The following is a 26545-nucleotide window of genomic DNA, read 5'->3' as shown; positions in this document are numbered from 1 at the left end:
TTACATGCGGTATCAGGAGAGCTCAATGAAAGTATTAATTGTAGGTGGCACCGGGCTTATCGGTGGTCATGCAGCGCTGCAGTTGGCGCAGCAGGGTCATGCCGTTACGCTAATGGCGCGCAAGCGCAGCTCAGTGCCGGGGCTGGCGGAATTTGATTTTATACCGGGCAACTATATTGATGACGATTGCAGCGACGGGCGACTGCGAGGTTTCGATGCGCTGGTTTTTGCCGCCGCCGTTGATATCCGTTATATGCCGCAGGATGGTTCCGTAACAGAGGAAGAATTTTACAGCCGCAGCAACAGCGAGGCTGTGCCGCGTTTCTTTGCCGCGGCCAAAGCGGCGGGCATTCCACGAGCGGTTTATATTGGCAGTTTTTACCCGCAGGTGGCGCCGCAGCAAATTGAAGTCAATGCGTATGTGAAGTCGCGCCACCTGGCCGATGAGGGCGCGCGGGCGCTGGCGGATGATAGCTTTAGCGTTTGTAGCCTGAATGCTCCCTATGTACTGGGGCACTTGCCCGGCCTCGATATTCCGCATCTGGGGGGACTGGTGCATTACGTCATGGGCAACCTTCCCGACCTGCCACTCTTTGCGCCGCCCGGTGGTACTAATCACATCACCACCACATCGCTATCCCAGGCGATAGTCGGCGCGCTGCAGCGTGGGGAATCTGGCAAGGCGTATCTGGTCGGTGATGAAAACTATAGCTGGAAGGATTATCTCGAGACCTGGGCCGCGGCTGCCGGTAAGCCGCGCGAGTTTGAGGTGCGCGACGATGACCACCCGCTGCTGCCAAATGTGATTATGTTTGCCGGCGTTGGCGTTACGGTAAGTTATGAACCAGATGCAGTAGACACTGAGCTGTTGGGCTATGATCGTGGTCTGGTCGGTCCCATGATCAATGAAGTAGCCGCAGCTGTCTTGGCAGGCTGAGCGCAGTTGCTAGCAGGAGTAGAGTAAATATGGAAAAGTATGAGGGACTAAATGAGGCCATGGTGCGTCGGTTTGCGCCGCGCCCCGGTCGTCGTGAGCTGCTGCCGCCTATGAGCGATAAGGCCAAGGTGGCTTTGTTGTGTCGAATGATTTTTAACGAGGGCTGGAACGAGCACATTGCAGGGCATATTACCTATCGTCTGGATAACGGCAATATCTTGGTGAATCCGTGGGAGTTGGCTTGGGATGAGTTGACCGCCAGCGACATTCTTACACTGGACCCGCAGGGTAATATCATCGAAGGCGACTGGAATGTTACTCCGGCGCTGGGCTTGCATATACAGCTGCATCAGCAGCGACCGGACGCACATGTTGTGATTCACAATCATGCGCACTGGAGCGGTATCTGGGCCAATGCCAAGCGGGTGCCGCCGATTATTGATCAGACTGGCGCTCATGTACCCGGTGAGTTGCTATTGTTTGATGAATACGACGGCACTTTCGAAGATACCGATGCGACTCAGGCTGCGGTGGATGCGTTGGGTGATGCCAGCTGGGCGCTATTGGCAAATCACGGTTCGCTGGTGGTAGCGAAGGATCTGCGTCAGGCGCATTTGCGCGTTTTGACCCTCGAATGGCGTAGCCAGCGCGCTTGGTATGCGGAAGCTATTGGTGGTGGCGTGCCATTACCAGATACTGTGGTGAAGCAGGTAGGAATAACCGATGCCAACGGTTTTCCGTTTCAATTTGAAGCCATGGCGCGGCGTGAATTACGCGCTGATCCTGGCATCTTGGACTAGTTTGCAAGCGCACCGTAGCAAGATTAAAGGAGACGACAATGGGTTTACAGACACGATTGCTCGATAGCGTAGGCGCCGAAGTCACTGGCTTTGATATCAATGCTCCCATGACCCCGCAGTTGCAGGCAGAACTGAAGGCGCTCTGGTATGAGCACGGCATCTTGCTGTTTCGTGGCCAGGAAGTGACGCCTGAAAAACAAATAGAATTCAGTCGCATTTTTGGGCCGCTGGAGATGCACCCGCTGGCGACCACCACATCACTGGACTATCCGGAACTGTTTGTGTTGGAAAATGGCGGCGACAAAGATAAGTATCAAACAGCGTTCTATAAGGGGCAGGAGATCGTTGGTCGTCTCGACTGGCACAAGGACCTGCACTATACCGGCAAGCCTAATCACGGAGCGTTGCTGCGTGCGGTGGTGGTAGCCTCGGAGGATGGTTTGACCGGCTTTGGCGACCTGCAGAAAGCCTATGACGCGCTTGCTCCGGCCTTAAAGGAAAAGCTGGCTGGTTTGGAAGTAGCTTATCAGTTCAATATGCAGCGTCGTCAGATGCGCTTTGTTGATGTTGAGGACTATGAACCCGGCCCCGACTCACCCAAGAAACCCAGTGATATGGGGTTTCCGGACTTTCCAGATGCCATCTATCCTATCGTAGTGCAGCACCCGGTAACTGGTGCCAACCTGCTGGAAATCGTCGAACAGTTCCTGGATCGGGTCATTGATCCTGAACGGGCCGGGATGAATGATAGTGAGGCAGACGAGCTGCTAAGGGAGCTTGTGGCCCATACCCGCAAGCCTGAGTTTCATTATTTTCATGAATGGCAGCAGGGTGACATGGTGCTTTGGGATAACTGGCGCGCTATGCATTGCACGTCGGGTACCAAACCTGGAGTGAAGCGGCTTATCAATCGCACGACCATAGCCGGAGATGTGATGCTGGGTCGTCAATTAGCCGAGGCGAGCTAGAGTATTGGCGAGCATTTCCCGTTAGAATAGATTCATGAGTGAAGCGAACAACAAGCGTCCCGGCAGCGGCGTCAAATTCAGCACGCCGCAGGGCTTTTCCGCGATCAAGGACGGCATTAAGCCCAATGCCGACCGCGAAGTACCCAATCAACGCAAGCCGCCATGGCTGCGGATGCGTATTGAGCGCGGCGAAAAGTACCGTGCCGTGCAGGAAACTGTCTCCGAGCATCGCTTGGCTACTGTTTGCGAGGAAGGTCATTGTCCCAATATCGGTGAATGCTGGAGTAACGGTACCGCCACAATAATGGTGATGGGTGCCGTTTGTACCCGCGCCTGTCGTTTCTGTGCCGTGGATACGGGCAACCCCAAGGGTTGGCTGGACCCGCAGGAACCCGCGAACTGTGCTCGCTCGGTCAAGTTGATGAATTTGCGTTATGTGGTGCTGACTTCGGTCGACCGCGATGACCTTGATGATGGTGGCGCGGCGCACTATGCCGCCTGTGTGAAAGCTATTCGTGAGCTCAACCCGGGTACCGCAGTCGAGGCGTTGACGCCAGATTTTTGCGGCGTGGAAGCCGATGTGGCCACGGTAGTCGACTCTGGCTTGCAGGTGTTCGCCCAGAATGTGGAGACAGTCGAACGCCTGACTTACCGGGTGCGGGATCCTCGAGCAGGGTATCAACAGACTTTGGATGTTCTGGCCTTCGCCAAAACCCACCGCCCGGAGATACTGACCAAGTCGAGCCTGATGTTGGGTCTGGGTGAAACGCCGGATGAAATATTGCAATGTATGCGTGATCTGCGCGCTCACAAGGTGGACATTTTGACACTGGGGCAGTATCTCCGTCCCACAGTAAACCATTTGCCGGTGGCTGAGTGGGTGCATCCGGATACCTTCGCGGCTTACCGAGAGCAGGGGCTGGCATTAGGATTTACTGAGGTAGCCTCCGGCCCGCTCGTGCGCTCAAGCTATCGTGCCGACCGCATCCTCGAGCAGAATAATCTGGGACTGCCTGGTCAGATACCCGTGGTCAATATCTAGAGGTATCAGCGCCACCTCTCTGCAGTTTTTAGCGCGCTCCTCCCCATCGGACCCAACTAAAATGACTGACACTATCCGCCTTACGGACCTTGCTGCTCCCGAATACACCCCTGAGGCACAGGCACTGCTGGATGCCGTAGCTGCCGTGCCCGTGGACCTGACGCTTGACGGGGTATTGGCGGCGGCTCGTGAGCAGTGTGATGTGCCGTTTTATGAAGACTCGGGTTTGCGCGAGCGGGTACAAGTGTTTCTCTCTGCTGTGGCTACAGACAGCCATCTCAGCGCCATGGGGCGTATGACGATTGCCATGTACCTGCAGCGCCATCTGGTACAACGGAGTCGGCTGGAGGCGTTGTATCTGGAGCATCCCGAGATTGAAGCCGAGGAGATAGAAGCCCCGATCATTATTGCCGGTTTACCGCGCTCAGGTACTACCCACTTACTGAACCTGATTTCCGCAGATACCCGCTTACGCTCGCTGCGTTACTGGGAATCCCTGGAGCCGATTCCCAGCCAGGCCACCCTCAAGGGCGACGCAGAAGATGAGCGTTATGCCAATGGGCTGGCACAATTGGCGATGCAGGACGCGATGATGCCGTACTTCCAGAATATGTACGATGTGCGCAATGACAGTATCCATGAAGAGATTGAGCTGCAGTTTCTGGATGCCAGTACTCTGCTGCAGGCCAATCTGGCTAATATTCCGCAGTGGGAAGATTATTATTATGGCCAGGACCAGACGCCGCACTATGAATTTTTAAAGCGTGTGCTGAAGGCCCTGCAGTGGTTGCGCGGACCGCGGCGCTGGGTACTCAAAAGCCCTCAGCATCTGGCTTTTCTACCGGTACTGCACAACGTATTCCCCGACGCCACTTATGTGGTGACCCATCGTGACCCGGTCGGCATTTTTACCTCTTGGGTGACTATGCTCAGTTATACCGCGCGTATGAGTCGTGATCCGGTCGATCTGGACGAAGTCAGCGCGCAGGCGCTGCGCATTCAGGAGGCGCTGCTGCAGGGAGTTACGGCGGGTATTCACGCCTTGCCCGCGGAGCAAGTGGTTCAGGTCCACTTCGATGAATTTATGAAAGATGATTTCGGTGTGCTGGAGCAGATATATGCCAAGGCCGGGTTAAGCTTTGACGCGTCTACCCGCGCCGAAATTCAGGCCTATAGTGACCAACACCAGCGCGGGCACCTGGGCAAAATCCAGTATGATCTTGAAGGCGACTTCGGGATAACTCGGGCTGAGCTTTATCAGCGGTTTGCCGCTTATATGGAGGCCTTTCCGGTGCCGCGGGAGGCCGAAAACAGCTAACCGGGTCAGCTGCTAGCGGTTATCGGCGGCGGCCAGTTCAACGACGACCGGCTCGGCATTAATCACCTGGCTGCGAAACTGGCTGGCTGCTGCGGTATTGGATAGCGGCCCCGTACGGGTTTTTATATCGACGCGCTCTCCACTATTTAGCTGCAGAGTATTTTGCAGACGTTCGCGCGCAATAGCCTTACCGCTGCTATCAATCTGAATCAGCTCCAGCTTCACGTTTGCAGCGGTCAGGCTACTATTGTTGCGCACGGCAATGTACAAATAGCCGTCTTTACCGACGTAGGGCGCAGTAGCGATGTATTTGCCGGGCTGCGCTGCCATCTCTAGCTGGGCTAGACGCACCTGCGCAAGCTGCGACAGCTCTTTATTGCCGCCTTGTGCCACCTGGTTGAAATAGCTGAGCGCCTGCTGTTGATCATCGTTAGCCAGGCTGGTTTCGCCCAGATAGTAGGCAGAGACAGCGGTGGGTAATTTCTGATTACTGGCGAGGAGATCTTGCTCGGCCAGCTCGGTTTCTCCGCGTCGATAGTGCGTGATACCCCGGTAGAGGTAGGGGCTAAACTGAGCGGGGTTTTTGGCAATGGCGGTGCTGTAGGCTTTGACTGCGTTGTCACTGTTTTTGAGCATATTCCAGGCGTGGCCACGAGTCTCCCAGAGCTGCGCTTCATTGGGTTGAATTTTCAAGGCGGCGTCCAGCAGGTTAATGGCTCTTTGTGGTTGTTCCTCGCCGAGCGCAGTTAGCGCCTCATCGAGCTTGGCATAAGCCGGAGCGTCGCGCTTAAGCTGTGCTATGCGCTGCTGATAGCGTTCACGGTAGCGTTGCCCTGGCGGCAGCTCACGCGCATGCACGCGGTTGGCATCAACTCGCGCCTGGGAGGGCGGGTGGCTGGCGAACAGGCCGCTAACAAAATCTTGCTGCTGTTTGCCACTCATGCGTACAAAGGTTTCCTGCAGCGATACTGCTGCCTGAGGATCGTAGCCAAGTTTTGACATATAGCGGATACCATATTTGTCGGACTCCAGTTCGTCATCACGTCCATATTTGGCCATGAAGGCGGCACTGCCTGCCTGCGACGCGGAATTAGCAATATCGCCAAAGCCAACGCTGGCTGCCGCTATAGTCGCCAATTGCGCGGTAAATCCGGTCAGCGCGCCACTACTCATTTGCGACGCCCCATGACGAGCTGCGGCGTGAACAATTTCATGGCCTATGACGGCGGCCAGCTCGGCTTCGTCATCAAGTTCAACCAGCAGGCCGCGATTGACGGCAATTTTACCGCCGGGCAGGGCCCAGGCGTTGGGTATAGAATTATTCAGGACTACAAATTCATAGGGTAGGTCAGGCCGATCGCTTACTGCTGCCAGACGGTGGCCGATGTCACTGACATAGGCCTGCAGACCGGCATCAAGCACGTAGGCTCCGCCCTGGGATTGCTGCGACGGTCCGTACTGCTGAGCGCCGATAGCAATTTCCTGCTGCTCAGACACCAGCGATAATTCTCGCTCGCCGGTTACCGGGTTGACGGCACAGGCCGTAGTGAGCAACAGCGGTGCAAGAATCCACAATATCAGTAGTTGGCGCATGGCAATGCCTCTTGGAGGAAGCCGCATGATAACAAGAAACCTTGAGTTGACAGAATCAGTGCGCACCGCTATCTACGCGAGTATGTTTTTGCACTCAGATGCGGCTGGTGCAGAAAGCTAGGCTGACCGGGTTGCCGGGCCAGCCTGCTGCGTTAGACTGGGGCGTAATCCGGGAAACCACTATGTACTTTGACTTTGATTATTACTGGCGAGTGTTGCGCCATGTCTGGAAGCTGCAGGATTATCCCTCCAAGCCCAAGATGCTGCTGCGCCTTTTGGTAGTCGTACCTCTAGTAAGTACGATTCATGCAGTTTTCTTTCTGCTCGACTATGTGTTTTTTCCGCGTCTATGGAGCCAGCAGATGCGCGCGCCGGTATTCATTGTCGGACACGGTCGCAGTGGCACGACTCTATTACACCGTCTGTTGGCGGCTGATGAAGAGCGTTTTAGCTATCCTTTGTATTGGGAAATGTTCTTTCCCTCGCTGCTGGAGAAAAAAATCATTCGCGGTTTGGGTTGGCTCGATCAGCGGTGTTTGGGCGGTGCCTGCAGGCGCAAATTGGTAGCCTGGGATGATAAAACCTTTGGTCCTTACCGGCATATGCATTACATGAGCCTATGGGCCTCAGAGGAAGATTGCTTTGCCATGACGGCGGCCTTTGTTACTCAACAGTGGTCTCTGGATATACCAATGATGGACGTGATCGACATCTTTCATGTCGATCAGATGCCCCAGAAACGCAAGCGCTGGCTACATCACTATCGTGAGCTCATGAAAAGGCAGCTGTTGCTCAACGGCGGCGACAAGGTGCATTTGGCCAAAAACCCGGTGATGAGTGGATGGGTAGAGGCATTGATAGAGGCATTCCCCGATGCTCGCATCCTGGTGATGGTGCGTGATCCCGTGCAGTGTATTCCCAGTGTGCTAAAGCTGGTAGAAGTGGCCTGGGGGTCCAGAGGGTGGACCCGCGAGGACTATGGTACTTCGCTGGACTTACTGACGGATATCGCCTTTGAGCACTTTCACAACCCGCATCGGGTCTTGGCGCGTCATCCTGATACGCCGCAAATGTTTGTCGATTATCGTGACCTGACCACGGATCCGCAGGCAACTGTTAATGCAGTCTACGCAGCACTGGGCATGACGATGACCCCAGTCTATGAATCCTGGTTAGCGGCACAGGCAGATCGCGAGCGCACTCACAACAGCAAATTTGAATACAGCATTGATGATTATGACTTGTCACTGCAACGTATAGAAACCGAACTGGAAACGTTGTATCAGCGCTATGAATGGCCACGGCCATCTGTGACTGTTGCGGCAGAGAAAGAGGCAGATCATGAATCTTCTTGAAGGGAAAGTTGCGCTTATCACAGGGTCTAGTCGCGGTATTGGGTTGGCAATCGCCACCCGCTTCGCCGCTGAGGGCGCAAGAGTGATACTCAGCGCGTCGCGGTTGGGGGTACACGGTAAGCTACCCGGCACTCTGGAACAGGCGGTTGCCGATCTTCAGGCCAGCGGTGCAGATGCTGTAGCTGAAGTCGCGAACCTGGCAGATTCGCAATCACGGTCCGACCTTGTTGAGCGCGCTGAATCGCACTTCGGTCCGCTGGACATTCTGGTCAACAACGCGGCCATGGCGCGTATGGGTATGCCCAGTCAGTTGACAACTGCCGACCGCAACCTGATGTTTGAAGTTAACGTTAATGCGCCGGTAGAGCTGGCACAACAGGTGATTCCGGGCATGCGGGAACGCGGGCAAGGCTGGATACTGAATATCAGCAGTGCCACTAGCAATCAGCCGCAAGTTCCTTACCCCGATCGACCGGAGGCGGCCCACGTGATCGGTGCGTATGGTGCCAGCAAGGCCGCACTGGATCGCTACACCGAGGCGTTGGCGCACGAAATGACTGCGGCAGGGTTGTGCATCAATACACTGGCGCCAGAAGCGATTGTGTTGACCCCGGGAGCTGAGTACGTCCGCGATATCGCCGAGCGTCGGCCCGATATGGTTGAGCCGCTGGAGGTGATGGTGGAGGCCGCGTTGGAATTGTGTACCCAACGTCATTGTGGGCAGGTCTGTTTCAGCCGACGCCTTTTGCATGCACTACAACGGCCGGTAATGAGCCTCGATGGTCAGACAGTACTGGGCGACGGGCTGTTGGCTGCTCAGTTGGACTAGTGCAATGTATTCGCCGAATACTTGAGTGCTTGGCCTGTAACCAATATGGGTGATGCGCGCGAGGTGCCGGTGGCGCAGAATGCTCCGGCCGTAAAACCAAGATGGTTCAATAAACTCGGAAAGATGGACTAACTAAAATATATAAAAATTGGTTTCCCATGTAAATGTTGTACTACTGCTGGCGAAACCTTGTCGTTAATCTAGTGATCGTCCCTTTGAGGATGGTGCCCTGATTTACTCGCAAGATAAAAAAAACTGAGGTTACTAATATGAGACGCACTCCCCTGGCAATCGCTGTGGCGGTTGCAACATTGCACTCCGGATTTGCAGCTGCGCAACTGGAAGAAGTTATTGTTACTGCACAGAAAAAAGATGAATTGCTATCGGAAGCCCCGGTGGCAGTTAATGTTATCGGCGCCCGGCAGATCGAAGAATTTTCTGTGTTTCAGGCGGACGAGTTGGGTAAATTAACCGCTGGTCTGGATATACGTTTTGAGGGTGACACCAACACAGGTGTGGGTCTGCGAGGTGTCGGGACCTTTAGTCAGCAGGCAGCCCCCGCACGTGTGGGTACTTATCTGGATGATTATTACATGGCGTCGCAGGCAGCGACAGCGCTGGGCGGTATGTACGACATGGACAGCGTACAAATTCTGCGAGGACCTCAGGGCACCTTGTACGGACAGCCTTCACCCACCGGTGCGATGATTATGAAGACTGCCGATCCTGACCTCACTCAGGTCAACGGCTATGTGCAGGGCAGTGTCGTGGATCCTTCAGGTTACAACCTGCAGGGAGCTGTTAGTGTCCCTATTATTAAAGACAAATTGGCGATTCGAATTGCCGCCTTAACAGACAAGCGCGAAAGCGGGATTGAAAATATTGTCCGTAACGAAACTGATGAACGGGGTCGAGATGCCTTCCGTATAAAATTGTTGTGGGAGCCCACTGACGATTTGAGCATGCTGTTTGGCTATCACCGTGTTGAAACTGACGACTCTGACTTGCACCGGATCGTGGAGACTATTGATTCTGATCTGGCCAACTATAATGTGCAGGCTGATGACCGTTACGCAATAGGTGATGCCCCCTCGGTCATGAACGAGAAAGAAGATGACTTTTATACTTTTAAGTTGGACTGGGCTTTGGGTGACATCGATGTTAGTTGGTTTACCGGCTTACTGACTTCAGAGTACGACACCCGCAATGACAACGACAACACCGATATCCCCAGTGTGGTGTTGTACAACGCTGGTACATACGGCGGAAGTGTAAACGATAATTTCCAGCATGAACTGCGCATCAGCAGTGCTGCCTTTGATGATCGCTGGGAGTGGACAGTGGGTGCCTATTACTCCGATGCTGCGGCGCAGACCGACGTGCGGGTGGATCAGGTCATTGAAGGCGTTGGGGTATTCCAGATATTTCTCGATATTCCCACTGCCACGACTACCTCAGCTATCTTTACACACAATACTTTCAATCTCACCGATGACACTTCTTTGACAGTAGGCCTACGTTATAACGAGTTTGAATCTGAGAGCGCCAATATCATTGATGGTGATTTTCTGCTGGGCGCAGTGATGGAACCAGGCGGCGAACTGACTGACCCGACAGTTGCGATTCCCAGTGTTTTCCCCTGTCCCGATGGCAGTGCTTCCCCCTGTTTTATAGGCGACCAAGACAAGCAGGAAGAGTGGACCGGCACTATCAAGTTAGCGCATCAGTTTAGCGATGCCTTAAACATGTACGGTACGCTGGACCGGGGTTATCGTCCTGGAGCGCCTAACTTTGATACCACTGGTATATTTCAGGCGACACCCGAAGATCCAGATAGCGACCTCAATAATTACACCGGTGAGTCCGTAGAAAGCTTTGAGCTGGGGATGAAGGGTAATTTCCTTGACGGCAGGGCGCGCTACTCGGCAGCTTTCTTCTACAGTTTGTATGAGGATTATCAGGTTCAGGTGGGTTTTGAAGCTTACAATGTTACCAGTGGTGACGTAGAGATAGCCGGCAATCGACCTTATGTAAATGTCGATGAGGCGGAGCAACTTGGTCTTGAGGGCGAGCTTAAAATGTTGATCACTGATAATTGGTCACTCTTTGCTTCGGCAACCTATGCCAAGGTAGAGTTCACCGACGGTGAGGTCCCCTGTACCGATCCTAATGGTCCTCCGGTGGATGCGGGTAATCGCTTTAATACCTGTGACGCCAGTGGTGAGCAGGCCAGCGAGCAGCCCGAGTTTTTTGGCACCTTACAGTCTGAGTATGTATTCCCGCAGTTATTGTTTGGGGCAGATGCGTATCTCAGTGGCCTGGTGGTTTATCGTGGAAAGACCGAAGTCCCTGGAGATATCGAGGCTCGCTTTGAGGCCGACAGCTTCACCACGCTCGACCTGTATACCGGCTTGCGCAGTGATACCTGGAGTGTGCAGGTGTTCGGCAAGAATATGACCGACGAAGACGGTGTGTTGGCGAAGCGCGCCGCAAGTGATGCTTACAACGAGCTGACCTTGACGCCACCGCGCACCTACGGGGTAACTGCTAGCTACCGCTTCTAGCGCGGAGCTGTGGCAGCCGCCCGCGGGTGGCCTGTAAACAACGTTAGATGGCAGCCTCCGGGTTGCCATTTTTTTGCCTGATGATTAGGGTGAGCGTTGCTCACTGCACGGGAGAATTCATTCTGCCGCTCTCTGGGTTGCGCTCGGACGTAACATGTCTGCCGCCGGTTCAATAGTTTGGCAGCGCTATGCGCTGTAGGATGCACATTCAACCGCTATCGGCTCTATACTCTATGCTTAAGAAATCTTGCGGACATCCTTGTATGATTTTTCTCCTGTGGCGACGTTGTTTTATTGTGTTGTTATTAACCAGCCTCAGCGTCTCGGCCTACGGCGAAGATTGCAGTCACTACGACCCCTTGCGTCAGGCGTTTTTTGGCGACACCCATGTGCATACCCGTTATTCGCTGGATGCTAGCACTCAGGGTACTCGTACCACACCGGACCAGGCTTACCGGTTTGCCCGCGGTGAACGTATAGGGCTGCAGCCCTGGACCAGCGATGGCAAGGCACGGCGTTCGCTGCAGCTGTCACGGCCGCTGGATTTCACGATGTTGTCGGACCACGCTGAGCTGATCGGTGAGGTCAATATCTGCAACAGTCCGGAACTGGAAGGTTATGATGCCTGGGAGTGTCTGGTTTACCGGCATTGGTCGCGCGGCGCCTTTTACCTGTTTAACGCTTATGCTTCCTATACCAATGACCGCCTGCCGTTTTGCGGCGACAAGACTACCGGGATCTGTGCTCAGGCACTGCAACCCCCCTGGCGCGAAATCCAGCAGGCAGCAGAAGATCACTACGATCGTAGTAGCGACTGCAGCTTTACTACGTTTGTAGGATACGAATGGACAGGTATGGGGCCCAGCGGCGGTAACTGGCACCGCAATGTCATGTTTCGTAATAGCGAAGTGCCAGCAGTGCCACCTTCATTCATCAACGAACCGGCACCGGAATTATTGTGGGCGGCGCTTGAACGCGACTGCAATGGCAGCGGGTCCGGCTGTGAAGCGCTGACAATTCCGCACAACTCGAATGTCAGTCTGGGTGATATGTTCACCCGTGAAGATGCCGGCGGTGCACCTATAGATGCGGCGTATGCGAGCTTGCGTCAAAAATACGAGCCGTTGGTAGAGATCATGCAACACAAAGGTTCTTCCGAATGCTACTTCAAGTTCGGTGAGACCAGTGATGAGTTGTGTGGCTTCGAGCAACTGCGTTCTGGACGTTTGGGACCGGCGGGTGCACCGCCCATGCGCAGCGCAGGCTTTGTGCGAGACGTGCTTACCAACGGCCTGGCGATTGAGCGTGAACTGGGCGTAAATCCCTATAAATACGGTGTTATAGCCAGTACCGACACTCATCTTGGGACACCCGGCGCGGCGGTCGAAGACGATTTTCTCGGCCACGGTGGTGCCGGCGTTCCAGCTGGAGACCGAATGCCGCCTGGCCTACCCGATAAGCTGGATTACAGTCCCGGTGGGCTGGCTGTGGTGTGGGCGGAGCAGAATGATCGCGATTCACTCTTCGATGCCATGCAGCGACGCGAGACATACGGTACCAGCGGTCCGCGAATTATTACCCGCTTCTTTGGAGGCTGGAGTTATCCTGAGGATATCTGTCAGAGCAGTGAGTTTGTAACCCGCGGTTACGCTGACGGCGTGCCCATGGGCGGCGACCTGCCGCCGCGCTCGGCAGCGTCTCCCGTGTTTGCGGTATCGGCGCAGGCCGACGCGGGTGTTGCTGGTGCAGAGGGTATGCCGTTGCAGCGCATACAAATAATCAAAGGTTGGTTAGACAGTGGCGGCCAACCTCGCGAGCAAGTCTACGACGTCGTTGGCAGTGCCAATAACGGCGCCAGCGTCGATACGACCAGCTGTGCCACCAGTGGCACCGGTCATGCCACCTTGTGCGCCGTGTGGAGCGACCCGGATTTTGATGCGGATGCGGACGCCTGGTATTACTCGCGCGTGATAGAAAATCCGTCCTGTCGCTGGAGCCAACGTATCTGTGTCGCTAACGGCGTGGATTGCGGTGACCCGCGCACTATTGGTCACGGTCTAGAGGAATGTTGTGCCGCCGATCATCGTCCGGTGATTCAGGAGCGGGCCTGGTCCTCACCCATTTGGTATCGAGCCAGTAATGGTCAGAAACTGCTAGTTAACGAGGGTAGTTAGTCATGACAGAAATTGAAGCGACGCAGCAGGCACGCGACGAATTACGATCCGCCTGGGATGATCTGATCGGCGAGCTGCAGAGCGCTCGCAACGCGATTGATGATCCGGCTTACTTTCCGCCCTCGGCATCGCCGCGGGTGTTGGCCGAAGGTTATCGCTATCTGGCTGGCTTCGTGCATCACGGTATTGAGCGAGCGTTTCACGAGGACGTCAATTTTCCTGCTTTTCGTAATGCGCTGTCCATTTTCAATAAATCGACGATTGATAACAGCGACGCCATCTATTTTTATGCGGCGATAGATGGTCGTCAGCGCTATCTGATCAAGGGCAATGCTGGCGATTTCTCCCATTGGCGCGGTGAGCCGCGCTCAGCTGGCGGCGGTAAAGCACCGCAGTATCTTATTTTTGAATCTGCCAGCGGCCCTATGGCGGGTGACACAGGCAATCTGGCCGAACTCATGCCCGGGTTTCGCACGGGGTTTGGCACCTTGGACTCCAGTCGTCTGCAGGTCGCCGGCAATGGTGATTTTGAAGTGCTGCTGGCACCCGAGCGGCCACAGTCATACGAGGGTAATTTCATCTGCACGTCTAAACCGCCGCGCGGCGACGCAGAAGATGATGAGCCACGTTATGCAGACTATGTGTCCGGACGACAGCTGTTCTACGACTGGGAAAATGAAGACCCGATCCATCTCTCGATCACACCATTAGACAATATTGGCGAGCATCCACCAGCGCAGACGCCTGAGCAGTCGGCTGCGCAGTTGCGACGTATGGGCGCGGTGGTGCGCGGTCAAATGCATTTCTGGCTAAACTTTTATGACAAAGTGCTGAACTGCAATGGCAGCCATGAGAACGTCAATAACAGTCCGTACTTTATGCCAGTGAACGCCTATAACACGCCCAATGCTGCATCTGCTGATACCGGCGGTGGCATGAGCACCAATATTTACGCCGGGGGAATTTTTGAGCTTGAACCGGACGAGGCGCTTTACGTGGAGGCAAGTTTCAGCGGCGATCCGATCTACAGCAGCATGCACCTGGGCAATCTATGGGGCGAGTCACCTGACTACGCGAATCATCAAAGCAGTCTCAATTTGGCGCAGATGCATATGGGCGACGATAGTATTCAGCGCTGGGTGGTTGCCCATCGTGACCCCGGCGTGCAGAACTGGATAGATACTACCGGACTGCCTAGTGGCTATTTATCGCATCGTTGGGCTTATCCTGAACTGCCGCCGAAGGCTGACTGGCCGACTATTAGCTGTCGCAAGGTGGCCTTTGCGGATATTCAGGACTGCTTTCCGGATGACATGCCGGTGCTTACGCTGGAGCAACGCCGTCAGGTGATAGGCGTGCGCCAAGCCCATGTACAGCGTCGGTTTCGGGTTTTCTAGGCCGCGCGCCGACCACTCTATTTGAAAGCGAGTGGGGCGGTACTGCCACCCTGCAGTAGCTTGATCTGGTTTTCCAGCCAGCCGTTGAGCCAGAAGTTGTCTGCGCTCTCGAGCAGGGCCTGATGTACAGCAACGGCCAGTTCTTTAGCCTCTGTATTATCAGCTTGGACGCTAAGCAGAATATCCAGCAGATGCAGACTTTCCTCCAACAGTCCAGCCGCCAGTTTCTCGCGAGCTTTGTCCAGCAGCGGACCCGCTCCAGCCAGTTCCAATAGGTCTGCGTATACAGCGGTGGGTGGAACACTGTAGAGCTCGGTGGTGGATTCATGCTTGAACCAACCCGCGTAGTTCTCCCAAATTGCACGAATACTCCAGGAGACCTTGCCGTAGCCTTGACCCACTTCGAGCTCCGCCGGTAGTTGGATGTCCTGTTGCAGCTGATGCAACGGTTCTCCAGCATTCATACCTTTGACCACTTCGTCATGCACATAGTGAATGGCATCGCGATAGGTGCTAATTTCAGAGCGAATCAATGTGCCACCGACAACCGGCTCGTGGTGGCCATAGAGCAGCATTTCTGCGTTTAGCTCTAGTACACTATCGGCAGCTGCAGCGCAGGTCAGGGCATCGCGGTAACGGTCGCCGCGGATGGTCACCAGATTGGGGAAGTGGCCAAACGGACAGCCGAACAGGTTGCCGGTCAATACAATACGGTGTTGCGGTAGCCAAACAATCAGCGAGTCGTTGGTCTCGGCACCGGCGGCAGCAATCAGTACCAGGTCCAGGCCTCCCAGTGATAACTCGTGGCGCTCCTCAAACAGAATATCAGCCGTTGGCGTATCCTGCGCGTTAATGCCGGTGTAGCCCTGCTCAGCGTAGTACGCGAAATCCTGCTTGAAAGCCTCCATGAAACGAAAGGCGGAGCGCTGGCCGCGAAATGCCTGCAGGCGTGCGTCATACTCCTGATGCTCAGGATTGTTGGCCTGGGCAATGTATTGCAGTCCAGGGTGCTGGTCGCGAAAGTACTGTACGCCGCCGACGTGATCGACGTGCCCCTGGGTGGTAATCAGGTACTTTATCGCCGCGCCATTACCCAGCGCCTGAAAATTAGCCGCGTGCACAGGTGCTTCATAGCCCATCCCCGAGTTGATCAGGATATTACCCGCCGGCGTCTCCAGCAGATAAGTATTGGAGTTGCCCTCGGACATGACAATAAAGTCGTTGATGCGTTCTCCGCCAAAACGGGCGGAGTGGGGGCCGACAGGCCGCGACTTGTAGAGGGGGGTGCGCATCTGGGTGCTCTCACTATTAAGGAGGTCGTATTAATAGTAGATAAGCCGACCGTTATTTGCAAATATCTACAACCAAAGTACTAAGTGTTAGTCGACTTGCGCCGCTCTGCTGCCAGACGCGGGGCGAGTTGATCTAGTGCTGTGGTATCTGTCTCTGGGCGCGGCTTTACTGCGGGCGCCCGCTTATTGCCTGCTGCTAGTGGTAGCAGGGAGAATCAGCGGGTGGCCTTGAATCCAGCCTGATTGGCATCCCAGGTAGTGGCGGTAAGCCCCTTGTCGCGCAACTTGTATTTCTGGATTTTGTTGGTGGGCGTGTAAGGTAGCTCGGCGACGAACTCGATATAGCGCGGTACAAAAAAGTAGGGTGCGTTATCGTTGATAAAGCGAGCAATTTCCTCAGGCTCGGGGTTGTGGCCGTCGCGCAGGATAATGTCGAGCTTTATTTCGTTTTCGGATTCCAAATGTTCACTAGCGATGCCGAACGCCGCGCAATCCAATACCGCGGGGTGTTTGCGAGCGACCATTTCAACTTCGAAGGTAGAGATGTTGCGGCCTTTGAAGCGTACTGCGTCTTTTTTACGGTCGACAAAGTAAAAGACATTATCGGCGTCGCGCTTCAGTAGATCTCCGGTCTTATACCATTGCCCTTCATAGGCATTGGCGGTGGCTTCTGGATCATCAAAATAGCCGTTGAATATGGCGTAGTCCTGCTTGGGCTTGATCCAGCATTCGCCGTGTTCACCAATGGCGACCTCATTGCCATCGTCATCGGTTAGCTTAATGTCGACCAAATGCGTGGGGCCGCCGCAGCTGCCCGGTGGCCAGCTGGTGCGACCGCCGGCGTATTGGTTGACGATCATCATAGCCTCACTTTGCGACATCCCCTGGCCCAGTACCTCAACCCCGAAGCGCTTGGCGAAAGGCTCAATAATATCGTGTGGCATGGGTACAGCCTGAATTTTACGCAAGCTGTTATCGGCATCATTGGGCGTTTCCGGTGAATTCCACAGGAACATATGCATGGCCCCTAAGGTGAATATCTGGGTCGCCCCGTAATAGCTGACGCGTTCCCAAAAGTTGCTTACCGAGAAGGACTGGTCAATGGCCAAAGGCACGCCAGCCAGCAGAGCTCTGAAGATAGAAGTAACCCATGCCGCTGAGTTGTACATAGGCAGTACACAGAAAATGACGTCGTCAGCCTGAGTCTTGTATTGGGCGGTAGCCGAGAGACAGGCGTTGAACCACACATTGTGGCTTTGCATCACGCCTTTGGAGCGTCCGGTGGTACCCGAAGTCCACAGCACGGCGCAGGTATCGCTGTATTTGAAGGCAGACATGTCGGGCTCAGCGGCATCCGCTGCATAGAGCGAGTCAAAGCTGCGGCAACCTTTCAGTGGCCCCGGGTCGCCCAGCACGACAATAGGCAGACCCGCCAGATCGGCCTGCACCGCAGCAAGACGTTCGGCGTGGCTGGCATCGGTAAAAACCAGTGTCGGGCGGCTGCGATTGATGGTGTCTTCCAGCCATGCACCTTTGTAGTCGGTGTTCACCGGTACCCATATGGCACCGATCTTGTTGGCGGCCAGCACCAGGAAAATAACCTCGGGAGAGCTGGACATAAAAAATGCAATGCGATCACCCGCGCCTACGCCCGCTTCAGCAAGGCCCGCCGCCAGCTGGTTTACCTTGGCGTTGGTTTCGGCAAAGGTGTAGCGCTCCTCACCAAACATGATGAAAGTGCAGTCGCCATTCTCCGCTGCCTGACGTGCAATGGCGCGGCCTAAATGGCGCTGTTCTGTTGCGTCATAGTCGAGTACTTTCACTGTTGTTGAATCTCCCTGATCGCGCTCTGTTACAGAAAAGTCGCGCTCTGTTAGAAAAAATAGAAGCGTAAACGGTGGATCAATTGAGTAAAGATAGTACCAGAAAAAGCCATCAGCTCTAGTCCGTATGAGCGTCTGACTGGAGCGGTTTTGCCGGCAGGTATGCTATCTTGCACCTCTGCTTCCGGTGTTGCGGGGTGATGCTGGGTTCGCCGCAGCGAGGCGGTCGAAATCACGGTTTTTGGGGTAGAAGCGATGCTAAACAAAATTATCCTGGGTCTTCTATTGGTCTCTGGTATCGGCGCCTTGGGTACCTGGTGGGCTTATGCTGATTTCAGTGGTGAGCGCCGCGAAGGACTAGTTGCCGGGAGTCAGGTTATTGACACCAGAGTGGGTCCTGTTGAGTATCATTTTGAGGGTGATTCAGATTCGGTGTTGCTATTTATCCATGGCACGCCTGGTGGCTACGACGCTTTAGGCTTTCCCGGCGTACCCGGCTTGAGCACATTGACACCCTCGCGTCCGGGTTACCTGCGTACGCCGCTTGCCTCGGGGCGTTCGCCGGAGGAGCAGGCTGACGCGTATGCGGCATTGCTCGATGCATTGGATATTGACTATGCGGTCGTCGTTGGTTTGTCTGGTGGTGGCCCTTCCGCGTTGGCCTTTGCCGGGCTATATCCTGATCGGGTAGTGGCCTTGGTGATGCTCGAGACGGTTGTCGACAGCATAACACTGGATCCACTATCCGCATGGTTGAGCAGTGACCTCGGTGTGTGGCTGACACTGTCCACCGCGCGCAACCTGCTCGGCGAGCAAGATCTGGTGCGCATGATGTTGCCAGACCCTGATAATCAGCAGCGAGTGCTGGTTAGTCCGCAGGCAACTCGTGAACTCTTCGATATGATGTGGGCGATGTGGCCGCCTTCACAGCGGTCCGCGGGGTTTGAGAATGATTTGCAGCAGTTCACGGCTCTCGACCTGCCTTTAGATGACGTCAGGGCGCCTACGCTGATCGTGCATGGTACAGCTGATGCATCGGTGCCGTATTACCATGCCCAGCTATTGGCGCGCATTTTGCCGCGGGCGAGATTGCATACTATTAAAGGTGCGGATCACTTTATGCCGCTGACCCATCGCGGTGAAGTGACTGAGACAATCGTACGTTTTTTGAATGAGCTTGCTGTCACACAGCAGTGAGGTAATGAATACATGCCGCAACAGCATAGGGAGGCAACGGAGTTAGATTATGTCGACACGTGATGAACTGATCGCAATAGCCAGCACTTATTTATTTCAGGGTTTACTGGAGCACAAGCCCGATGAGGTTTTGTTTGCCGAAGACTGCGTGCGTATGGAAATGGGTTGGGAGACGGGTGGTAACGCCCAACAGCTTCGAGAGCTACTGGCCGGAGATGCTTATCTTGCCAATAAGGCGATTACTGACCTCGTTTGGGTGGTAGAAGATCCCTATGTTGACGCCAGGTTTTGTCTGGAACTACACGGCATGGACGTGGTGATGCGTATTGCCACGCGGTTTCGGATAGAAAACGGTGAGATAAAGCATATCGAAATACTGTTTAACGGCGGCGAGCTCCACTCGTTGATTATGCAGGCCACTGAACCCCTGCGCACGGATCTCTAATGTCAGGCTACCAGACCGATCAGCGCTCCGGTCATACAGGTTGCCAGCAGTCCCGACCAAATTGACCGCGGTGCCAGTTGCATAATATCGTCGCGACGCTGCGGGCACAGAGCTGTCAGACCTCCCAACATTATCCCCAAAGAACCAAAGTTGGCAAAGCCACACAGTGCGTAGGTCATAATCAGTTGGCTGTGTGCGCTCAGCTGCTGGGAATCGCTACCTGCTAGCTGCAAATAGGCCACCAACTCGTTAATAAAGACTTTGGTGGCCAATAGCTCCCCGGCGTACTGCGCCTCTGACCAGGGGATTCCTAGCAGGTAGGCGAGCGGGGCCAATAATTTCCCTGCGACTCCGATAAGACTCAGAGGCTCACCGCCTGTGGGTATTAATCCGAGCACTTGGTCCGCCAGATACACCAGTGCAACGAACACGATGAGCATGGCGATGATATTGCCGAACAGCTTTACGCCTTCCCCAGTGCCGCTGACCAGCGCATCCATGCTGCTTTGATAGGGCGAGGACATATCCATGACCGCTGGTGTCGCATCGGTTTCGGCAGGCACCATAATAGCGGCAAGCATAATCGCCGCCGGCGCTGACACCAGTGATGCAACCAGGATATGACTCAGTGCCTGTGGCAGCACGCTAGCTAGAATGCCCGCATACAAACCCATCACGGTACCGGCAACCGTAGCCATCCCACAGGTCATCAGCACAAACAGTTCATGCCGCGACATCTTGGCGAGATAGGGTTTAATCAGCAGGGGCGACTCCACCATGCCGACGAAAACGGAAGCAGCGCTGCCAACACTGACCGCGCCGCTGAGGCCCAGTGTGCCCGCCAGCAGGCGCGCAAACCCGGTTACCAGTAGCGGGATGATACGCCAGTGCCAGAGCAAAGCGCTGAGCGCGGCGAAGACGATTACAATGGGCAGGGCACGAAATGCTAGCACCATATTGTGTTGTGCAGCGGTAATTGCATAGGGCGCAGGACCGCCACCCACAAAGCCAAACACCAACTGCGTACCCTGGTTGGTAGCCGCTTCGACGCTGAGTACGGCTTTGTTGATCAGTAATAACAGCTCTTGCAGAACTGGTAGTTTGAGGAACGCCAGTGCCAGCAGTAGCTGCACACCAAAACCGACGATTACCAGTCGCAGTGGAAACGCGCGACGGTTTGAAGAAGTAAGCCAGGCCAGAAAAATGATAATGGCGAGACCGGGTATAGCCTGTGACATCTGGTAAGCGCCTTCTGGCTGCTGTAGCTTGAGTTGTTATCAGGGCTTCAATATACCGCTATCTGCGGTTCTGGGGCACTACTACTTGCCAACGCAGAGGGTGTTCTTATGAGCGATTATATTATAGATCCGCGACGTAACTGGGTCTTGATGGAATCACGCATGGCGGTCGAACCAGACCCACAGATCAGGGCTCACATGCAGATCGTGATTAATCATGCCCGCTATGAAGCGGCGGCTGATTTCGAGCAACTTATGGCCACCGTGTCCCCGCAGGCCAGCTATCATTCCTATTCTGGCGACCCGGCGGCGGATGCTGCTAACAGCCCGCAGGGTAAAGCCGGCGTTGCCGATTACTACCGTATGATTGTCGAGTCGGGTTTGCACCGCATAGAGCACAAGTCCGACCGAATTATTGCCGACCGCGATCATATTATGGAGGAGGGCGTCATCAAGATGGCCTACCCTGGAGCGGTGCTGCAAATGATGGGTCACGCAGACGCCGATGCCGAGAAGTTATACCTGTATCAAAGTCGGCTGGTCATCATTTGGGGCTTTGATAATGATGGGCTGGTGCAATTCGAAGACAGCTACGCGCCGCCCGGTGGTTTTGAGGGTATCTTACAGCGTGAGATTACTCCCGATCAGATTCATGACTACCACCTTGCCGAGAAATGATGGCGCATCAGATAGGGTCAGAGCCCTTTTATGGGTTCCAAAATGTAGGTCTGTCCCGATTACTGATGCCCGACATTACAGTGGATTGGATTCAAGGGCTTGGCTAACGAGCCCTTTCAGCCATGCGATATATTCAGCGAAAACTTCCGCTTTCACCTCGAAGCGGACGCTCAAAGAAGGGCTCTGACCCCATTAGCTCATTCTTATGGCGGCCTCGACCGACATTTTCTTATTCCCTATCATTATAGCCAAGCTGCCGGCAGCAGCAAAATAGTCTTACTTTTAATACGGTAATATTACTCCAGATCAACTAGTTCCATATGAAGGAGAGTTACGCTCAAAGTTGATTAGATGCACCGAAAGTGGGGACGCGTCATGAACATGATGAAAGTATTAAAGTCCCTATTTTTCGCCAGGCACGAAATAGGAGAAAGAAATGGAATCTGATAACTCACTCAGAGTTTGCTCAATGCTTCTTATTGTTTTTCTTCTCAACAGTTGCGCAACACCTTCCAAGTTATCGCCTGAAGATTTGAAATCTCTTTCACCAAATGAAGGTATAGCTATAGGCTCGCTAATAATAAGAGGTGGTGACGATCCATTTGGTCGAACAGAATGGAAGCTCATCGCCAAAAATGACAATGATTCAGGCATGTTCCCAGATGAGTATTCTGTCATTGCAAATCGAGATGGCGAAGAAAAGATATTTGCTTTATCTATGCCTGCGGGTAGTTACACTTTCTTCGTATTGAGCCAAAGCGGTTTTGGCTATTCTGCGAAGAAGAAGATAGAGCTGAGTTTTTCTGTTCAACCAAACAAACCGGTTTATATTGGCAGGATAGTTGTTGAATTTCCACCGGGCCTAATTACCATTTACACAAATATTCGCTATAAAGTGGATATTGCTCAGGGCGACATTGCCGAAAGAGTTAAAAGCTCATATGGCATTGATCTTGTTGAAACTAATTCCTCAATAGTAAGTAGCGGCAGTACACGTCCGACTGCTTATCAGTTCTCATCACAATGGGTCAGTATCACTAGCGGCGGAATGATGGCATTTCCAGGGACCGGACCCGCGTTAGCTCTAAATTTGGCAAATGGATCCAGCACGCCTCTAGATGTAACAGTTTTCTTCAAAGCACCTGACCATAAACAACAATGCGAGGTTACAAAACAGATTGGCAGCAATAGTTCTACATTTTTTCAATGCCCGCAAACCAGCATAGCTACCAATACGGATTATCCAATATCAATCACTATCCATGCACTAGGCGAATCTGGCAAAAAAAAACTAGTGGAAACCACTAGCACAAAATTCAACTTCAGCAAAAAAGACGCAGAGGCATTTGAGCAACTAAGAAAAGCTCTACAACAATAGAATGCATGGAATTATCGGACCAAATGAACCAGTGTCCCTGGCAATAAAATTGATGCATACCACGGCCTCTTCGCTTCCAACCACCGCTGGCGAGCGACTGGTCGCCTCCGCCAAACGTGGCAGAGGCGTCAAGTCTAGCTCTGATGCGTAAGCTAGTTTATCTGTTAGAAACGGGTGAGCAGTATGTCCCAGAATAGGCGAAAGCCGACATTAGGGCTGATCGGATTCCAGGACTCTGCTAACGACTACTATCACCTCGAAGCGGAACTAAACTAGCGACTATTCTCTCTCCGCTTTGGGCAGAGAAGATACAGCTACGTCAAGTTAGAGAACATGTATGTTCACCTGCTGCATTTAAAAACGTCATCAGCCCTATTCTTGACACCATCTTTGGCGGTAGAGAAGTCGTAGTACAGGCCTTTACCATCCGGCTTTATAACGATTGCGTATCGATATTTTTGGTCCTCTTCCCCAAGACTACCCCAATACCAATTCTGGTCGAGACCCTCACGACTGTAGAAGGCAAGTTCTCCCTCATTCGTTCCGTCATAAAGAACGAATGCGGTGTGGTCCTCCAATGCTTTTAAAATTTTCGAAAGTGAGTCTTTATCCGACTCGTCCAGTTCTTGATATTCATCGCGCGTTTTGACAAGGCTTGCAAACGATGCTCGGCCAACTTCGACAAGAACTTCATCCTTGGAATCGCGGCTACCATACTCACGGCACTTCCAAGAAATTACGTCTGCGCCCTCAGGAATTTCCCGTGCCTTACCGTCAACGATTAATGTTCTCCCCTGAGCTACCCCTTGCTCCTCGGCGCCAACTGGAGATTTCTCAGCGTTGGGCGCACATGCAGATAATGCGACTGCCAGGGTAGTGACGCAGATGAAATGTGAAGCCTTCATGGTCTTATTTCTTGGTTCATCCGTGCCGCTAAAGATTCTCTCCACCTTTCTTTGCCATTCGCGCCTTACGCGCCGATTCTCAAGCCAGCCCATTAGTAACTCCCAAATAATTTTCCCTAATTGAGCCACAATACCCAGCTGGGTTTAAAATGAGGATGGCATAAGGCGCCGATTTCATGGCTCTGGACGTCATGAGGATATATGGCCGTTGATAGGCGAAAGCGGACGGCAGGGCGGATCAGATCTAGGGCAGAGCTAACGACCGGTTGAGATCAAACCTCGAAGCGGACGCTCAAAAAAGGGCTCTGACCCCTTAAGCTAAGCTATGTATGCCGCCTCATTTATTGCGGTCCTCGGTGCGCTCGCGCCGGCTGCGACGCTATTGATTCGCGCGGCGCAGATGAGTCCGCTGGCATTGACTGTCAATGTCGGGATGCTCGCCTTATGCGGCACGCTTCTTATGTTGCAGATACGTTTATTCATCGCTGAGCGCCGATAACAGCTCGCCAAATCCTTCGACCAGAGATCATTGTCGCTTGACTCTCTTGGTTTATGGATAGATACTTGATAGATCAAGTATTATGCAAATATATAAGGTGGTTGTAACAGTGAATACACAAGCGCAAACAGTGCTGGCGCTATCGCGCGCCGTGGGCGAGTTAACCGGGCGCATCGATAATGGCCTGGGCGCGGTGCACGGGCTGGGTCTGGCAGAATTTGTGGTGTTACACCTGTTGGCGGAGGCACCCGGCCAGAGCATGCGTCGCATTGATCTGGCCGGTGCTCTGGGGCGCACGGCATCGGGTGTGACCCGTATGCTAATGCCGATGGAGAAAACCGGGTTGGTGCTGAAGCAGCGCAACCCGCGCGATGCCCGTTCCAGTCTGGTCAAATTGAGCAGGGGGGGTGGCCGCATTTATGCAGAAGCTGCGGTCAGTTTTGATGAGATGTCGAGTCGGCAGCTGCAGCGACTGAATAAAGAGCAGGTGAGCGACTTGCAGAAGCTGACGCAGATATTAGCCAGCTAGAGCTGGCGTGGCGTTCAGGTTAGTTCGTTGCGCAGTGTGCCACAGCGGCTGCACTTGTAAATGGTGACTAGCTTGCCGTACTTGACGTCAAACTGATTGGCTTTTTCGATCGCCCATTTGTGGTGGCCATTGCGGCACAGTGTATTGCCCCGGTGTTTTTCCTTGAGACTGGGTTTCTTAAAAGGTACGACATCCGCCATCTCTGGCAACTCCTGACTGGAATGGGCTTGGTGGCGGGTGAGGCCCGCCGACAATAGTATGCCGCAATGTTACGTGCCGTCCTGATTAACGTCCAGTTGTGTGTTTAGCGTTATGCGTTGATCAGCTGACGTGGCAGAGCCAATTAGGTAAACTGATCGGCCACAGATTTTGAGGTATTCCCTATGAGTTTTTATCCGCCCCGGCGTGTACTGATGGGCCCCGGGCCCTCCGACGTTGACCCTCGTATTACCGGAGCCCTGGCGCGCCCGACCATCGGCCATTTGGATCCGGCCTTTATCCAGTTAATGGATGAGATCAAGCAATTACTGCAATTCGCGTTTCAGACCAGTAACGAACTGACGCTGCCGATATCGGCGCCGGGTTCCGCTGGCATGGAAGCCTGCTTCGTGAACCTGCTGGAGGCGGGTGATAAAGCCATTATCTGTCAGAACGGCGTATTCGGTGGGCGTATGAAAGAAAATGTCACTCGCGCCGGCTGCGAAGCGATTATGGTGGAAGACGAGTGGGGTAGCGCAGTTGACACCGCCAAGGTGGCGCAGGCGATTGCTGCGCATCCAGACGCCAAGCTGCTGGCCTTTGTGCACGCCGAGACCTCTACCGGTGTGCAAAGTGACGCCTACGCTCTGTGTCAAATGGCCAGTGCGGCTGGCATGTTGTCGATTGTGGATACCGTGACCGGACTGGCGGGTATAGAAGTTGATGTGGATGGCTGGGGCGCAGATGCGGTCTACTCTGGCACGCAGAAGTGTTTGTCCTGTGTGCCGGGGTTATCACCGGTAACATTCAGTCAGGCCGCGGTAGATGTTATTCAGTCGCGCCAGACGCCAGTACAAAGCTGGTTTCTGGATATGAACCTGGTGATGGGCTACTGGGGCGGCGGTGCCAAGCGGGCTTATCACCATACCGCGCCTATTAACGCGTTATACGCGCTGCACGAGTCTCTGACCATACTGCAAGAAGAAGGTTTAGAGGCCAGCTGGGCGCGTCACGCGCGCAATCACGAGGCACTTAAAGCGGGTCTGGAAACCATGGGGCTACAACTGGTAGTTGAAGCCGCGAGTCGGTTGCCCCAGCTCAACCTCGTGAGTATTCCTGACGGTGTTGATGACGCTGCACTGCGGACCACTTTGTTACAGGATTACAATCTTGAAATTGGTGCGGGTCTTGGAGCGCTGGCCGGTAAGGTCTGGCGCATCGGCCTGATGGGCTATGCCAGCAACCCCGGTAACGTGCGTTTGTGTCTGGCGGCACTGGAAAACACGCTAATTGGTCAGGGCCTGAGTCTGGCTGGCGGCAAAGCAGTGGCAGCGGCCAATGCGGTTTACGCTTCCGCGTCCTGAGGGTTCCGGTTTGATCACTGGT

Annotated in this window: 22 protein-coding genes; 16 read left to right on the top strand and 6 right to left on the bottom strand. The window is 54.1% G+C overall.

The window, feature by feature from the left end; all coding sequences use genetic code 11:
* Nucleotides 1–25: 25 nt before the first annotated feature.
* From EYC98_RS15500 to EYC98_RS15480, 5 genes are all read left to right on the top strand, one after another.
* A complete protein-coding gene (locus tag EYC98_RS15500) occupies nt 26–937 on the top strand; it encodes an NAD-dependent epimerase/dehydratase family protein (protein ID WP_279246284.1) in 912 nt (303 codons plus the stop codon).
* Between the two features lie 29 nt (nt 938–966).
* A complete protein-coding gene (locus tag EYC98_RS15495) occupies nt 967–1737 on the top strand; it encodes a class II aldolase/adducin family protein (protein WP_279246283.1) in 771 nt (256 codons plus the stop codon).
* Between the two features lie 38 nt (nt 1738–1775).
* A complete protein-coding gene (locus EYC98_RS15490; protein WP_279246282.1) occupies nt 1776–2705 on the top strand; it encodes a TauD/TfdA dioxygenase family protein in 930 nt (309 codons plus the stop codon).
* 34 nt (nt 2706–2739) lie between these two features.
* Nucleotides 2740–3747: a lipoyl synthase gene (lipA, locus tag EYC98_RS15485; RefSeq protein ID WP_279246281.1), complete on the top strand. Its 1008-nt coding sequence runs from the start codon at nt 2740–2742 to the stop codon at nt 3745–3747.
* Nucleotides 3748–3808: 61 nt separating this feature from the next.
* Entirely contained in the window at nt 3809–5065 is a 1257-nt protein-coding gene (locus EYC98_RS15480) for a sulfotransferase family protein (RefSeq protein ID WP_279246280.1), read from the top strand.
* 12 nt (nt 5066–5077) lie between these two features.
* Here the strand turns inward: EYC98_RS15480 and EYC98_RS15475 are convergent, their stop codons facing one another.
* Nucleotides 5078–6658, bottom strand: a complete 1581-nt coding sequence (locus EYC98_RS15475; protein ID WP_279246279.1) for a M48 family metalloprotease — start codon at nt 6656–6658, stop codon at nt 5078–5080.
* Nucleotides 6659–6840: 182 nt separating this feature from the next.
* On the opposite strand from EYC98_RS15475, the gene EYC98_RS15470 reads away from it, so the two are divergent.
* From EYC98_RS15470 to EYC98_RS15450, 5 genes are all read left to right on the top strand, one after another.
* A complete protein-coding gene (locus EYC98_RS15470) occupies nt 6841–8013 on the top strand; it encodes a sulfotransferase family protein (RefSeq protein ID WP_279246278.1) in 1173 nt (390 codons plus the stop codon).
* Nucleotides 8000–8842, top strand: a complete 843-nt coding sequence (locus tag EYC98_RS15465) for an SDR family NAD(P)-dependent oxidoreductase (protein WP_279246277.1) — start codon at nt 8000–8002, stop codon at nt 8840–8842. The genes EYC98_RS15470 and EYC98_RS15465 overlap by 14 nt, the downstream gene beginning before the upstream one ends.
* 269 nt (nt 8843–9111) lie before the next feature.
* On the top strand, nt 9112–11406 hold the full coding sequence (locus EYC98_RS15460; RefSeq protein WP_279246276.1) for a TonB-dependent receptor: 2295 nt from the start codon (nt 9112–9114) through the stop codon (nt 11404–11406).
* A 263-nt stretch (nt 11407–11669) separates the two neighbouring features.
* Nucleotides 11670–13580 carry a DUF3604 domain-containing protein gene (locus tag EYC98_RS15455; protein ID WP_279246275.1) on the top strand — a complete coding sequence of 637 codons (1911 nt, stop codon included), beginning with the start codon at nt 11670–11672 and terminating at the stop codon, nt 13578–13580.
* Between the two features lie 2 nt (nt 13581–13582).
* Nucleotides 13583–14977, top strand: a complete 1395-nt coding sequence (locus EYC98_RS15450; protein ID WP_279246274.1) for a hypothetical protein — start codon at nt 13583–13585, stop codon at nt 14975–14977.
* A 17-nt stretch (nt 14978–14994) separates the two neighbouring features.
* Here EYC98_RS15450 and EYC98_RS15445 read toward each other — a convergent pair whose 3' ends face one another.
* Both EYC98_RS15445 and EYC98_RS15440 read right to left on the bottom strand, forming a co-directional pair.
* Nucleotides 14995–16269, bottom strand: a complete 1275-nt coding sequence (locus EYC98_RS15445) for an MBL fold metallo-hydrolase (protein WP_279246273.1) — start codon at nt 16267–16269, stop codon at nt 14995–14997.
* A gap of 215 nt (nt 16270–16484) precedes the next feature.
* The gene (locus EYC98_RS15440) at nt 16485–18092 is read right to left on the bottom strand and encodes an AMP-binding protein (protein ID WP_279246272.1); all 1608 of its coding nucleotides are present in this window, start codon (nt 18090–18092) and stop codon (nt 16485–16487) included.
* Between the two features lie 255 nt (nt 18093–18347).
* On the opposite strand from EYC98_RS15440, the gene EYC98_RS15435 reads away from it, so the two are divergent.
* Together EYC98_RS15435 and EYC98_RS15430 are read left to right on the top strand one after the other, a co-directional pair.
* Complete coding sequence (locus EYC98_RS15435) at nt 18348–19289, top strand: alpha/beta fold hydrolase (RefSeq protein WP_279246271.1); 942 nt, start codon at nt 18348–18350, stop codon at nt 19287–19289.
* 49 nt (nt 19290–19338) lie between these two features.
* Nucleotides 19339–19734 (top strand): DUF8021 domain-containing protein, encoded by a 396-nt coding sequence (locus EYC98_RS15430; RefSeq protein WP_279246270.1) that lies wholly within the window; start codon nt 19339–19341, stop codon nt 19732–19734.
* A 2-nt stretch (nt 19735–19736) separates the two neighbouring features.
* Here the strand turns inward: EYC98_RS15430 and EYC98_RS15425 are convergent, their stop codons facing one another.
* A complete protein-coding gene (locus EYC98_RS15425; RefSeq protein WP_279246269.1) occupies nt 19737–20972 on the bottom strand; it encodes a NupC/NupG family nucleoside CNT transporter in 1236 nt (411 codons plus the stop codon).
* 108 nt (nt 20973–21080) lie between these two features.
* Here EYC98_RS15425 and EYC98_RS15420 point away from each other — a divergent pair, with 108 nt between their 5' ends.
* Both EYC98_RS15420 and EYC98_RS15415 read left to right on the top strand, forming a co-directional pair.
* Nucleotides 21081–21650, top strand: coding sequence for a hypothetical protein (locus EYC98_RS15420; RefSeq protein WP_279246268.1), 570 nt, complete (start codon nt 21081–21083; stop codon nt 21648–21650).
* 436 nt (nt 21651–22086) lie between these two features.
* Entirely contained in the window at nt 22087–23028 is a 942-nt protein-coding gene (locus tag EYC98_RS15415; protein ID WP_279246267.1) for a hypothetical protein, read from the top strand.
* Between the two features lie 341 nt (nt 23029–23369).
* On the opposite strand, the gene EYC98_RS15410 is transcribed toward EYC98_RS15415, so the two are convergent.
* On the bottom strand, nt 23370–24026 hold the full coding sequence (locus tag EYC98_RS15410) for a hypothetical protein (protein WP_279246266.1): 657 nt from the start codon (nt 24024–24026) through the stop codon (nt 23370–23372).
* Nucleotides 24027–24514: 488 nt separating this feature from the next.
* Here EYC98_RS15410 and EYC98_RS15405 point away from each other — a divergent pair, with 488 nt between their 5' ends.
* Nucleotides 24515–24961, top strand: a complete 447-nt coding sequence (locus tag EYC98_RS15405; protein WP_279246265.1) for a MarR family winged helix-turn-helix transcriptional regulator — start codon at nt 24515–24517, stop codon at nt 24959–24961.
* A 14-nt stretch (nt 24962–24975) separates the two neighbouring features.
* Here EYC98_RS15405 and EYC98_RS15400 read toward each other — a convergent pair whose 3' ends face one another.
* A complete protein-coding gene (locus EYC98_RS15400; RefSeq protein WP_279246264.1) occupies nt 24976–25161 on the bottom strand; it encodes a hypothetical protein in 186 nt (61 codons plus the stop codon).
* A 183-nt stretch (nt 25162–25344) separates the two neighbouring features.
* On the opposite strand from EYC98_RS15400, the gene EYC98_RS15395 reads away from it, so the two are divergent.
* Nucleotides 25345–26523, top strand: a complete 1179-nt coding sequence (locus EYC98_RS15395; RefSeq protein ID WP_279246263.1) for a pyridoxal-phosphate-dependent aminotransferase family protein — start codon at nt 25345–25347, stop codon at nt 26521–26523.
* Nucleotides 26524–26545: the final 22 nt, after the last annotated feature.

The sequence above is a fragment of the Candidatus Litorirhabdus singularis genome (assembly GCF_026262625.1).
GTDB classification, from domain to species: Bacteria; Pseudomonadota; Gammaproteobacteria; order Pseudomonadales; family Halieaceae; genus Litorirhabdus; species Litorirhabdus singularis.
Note: the sequence above shows the minus strand (reverse complement) of the source record. Positions and strands in the feature narration are given on the sequence as shown.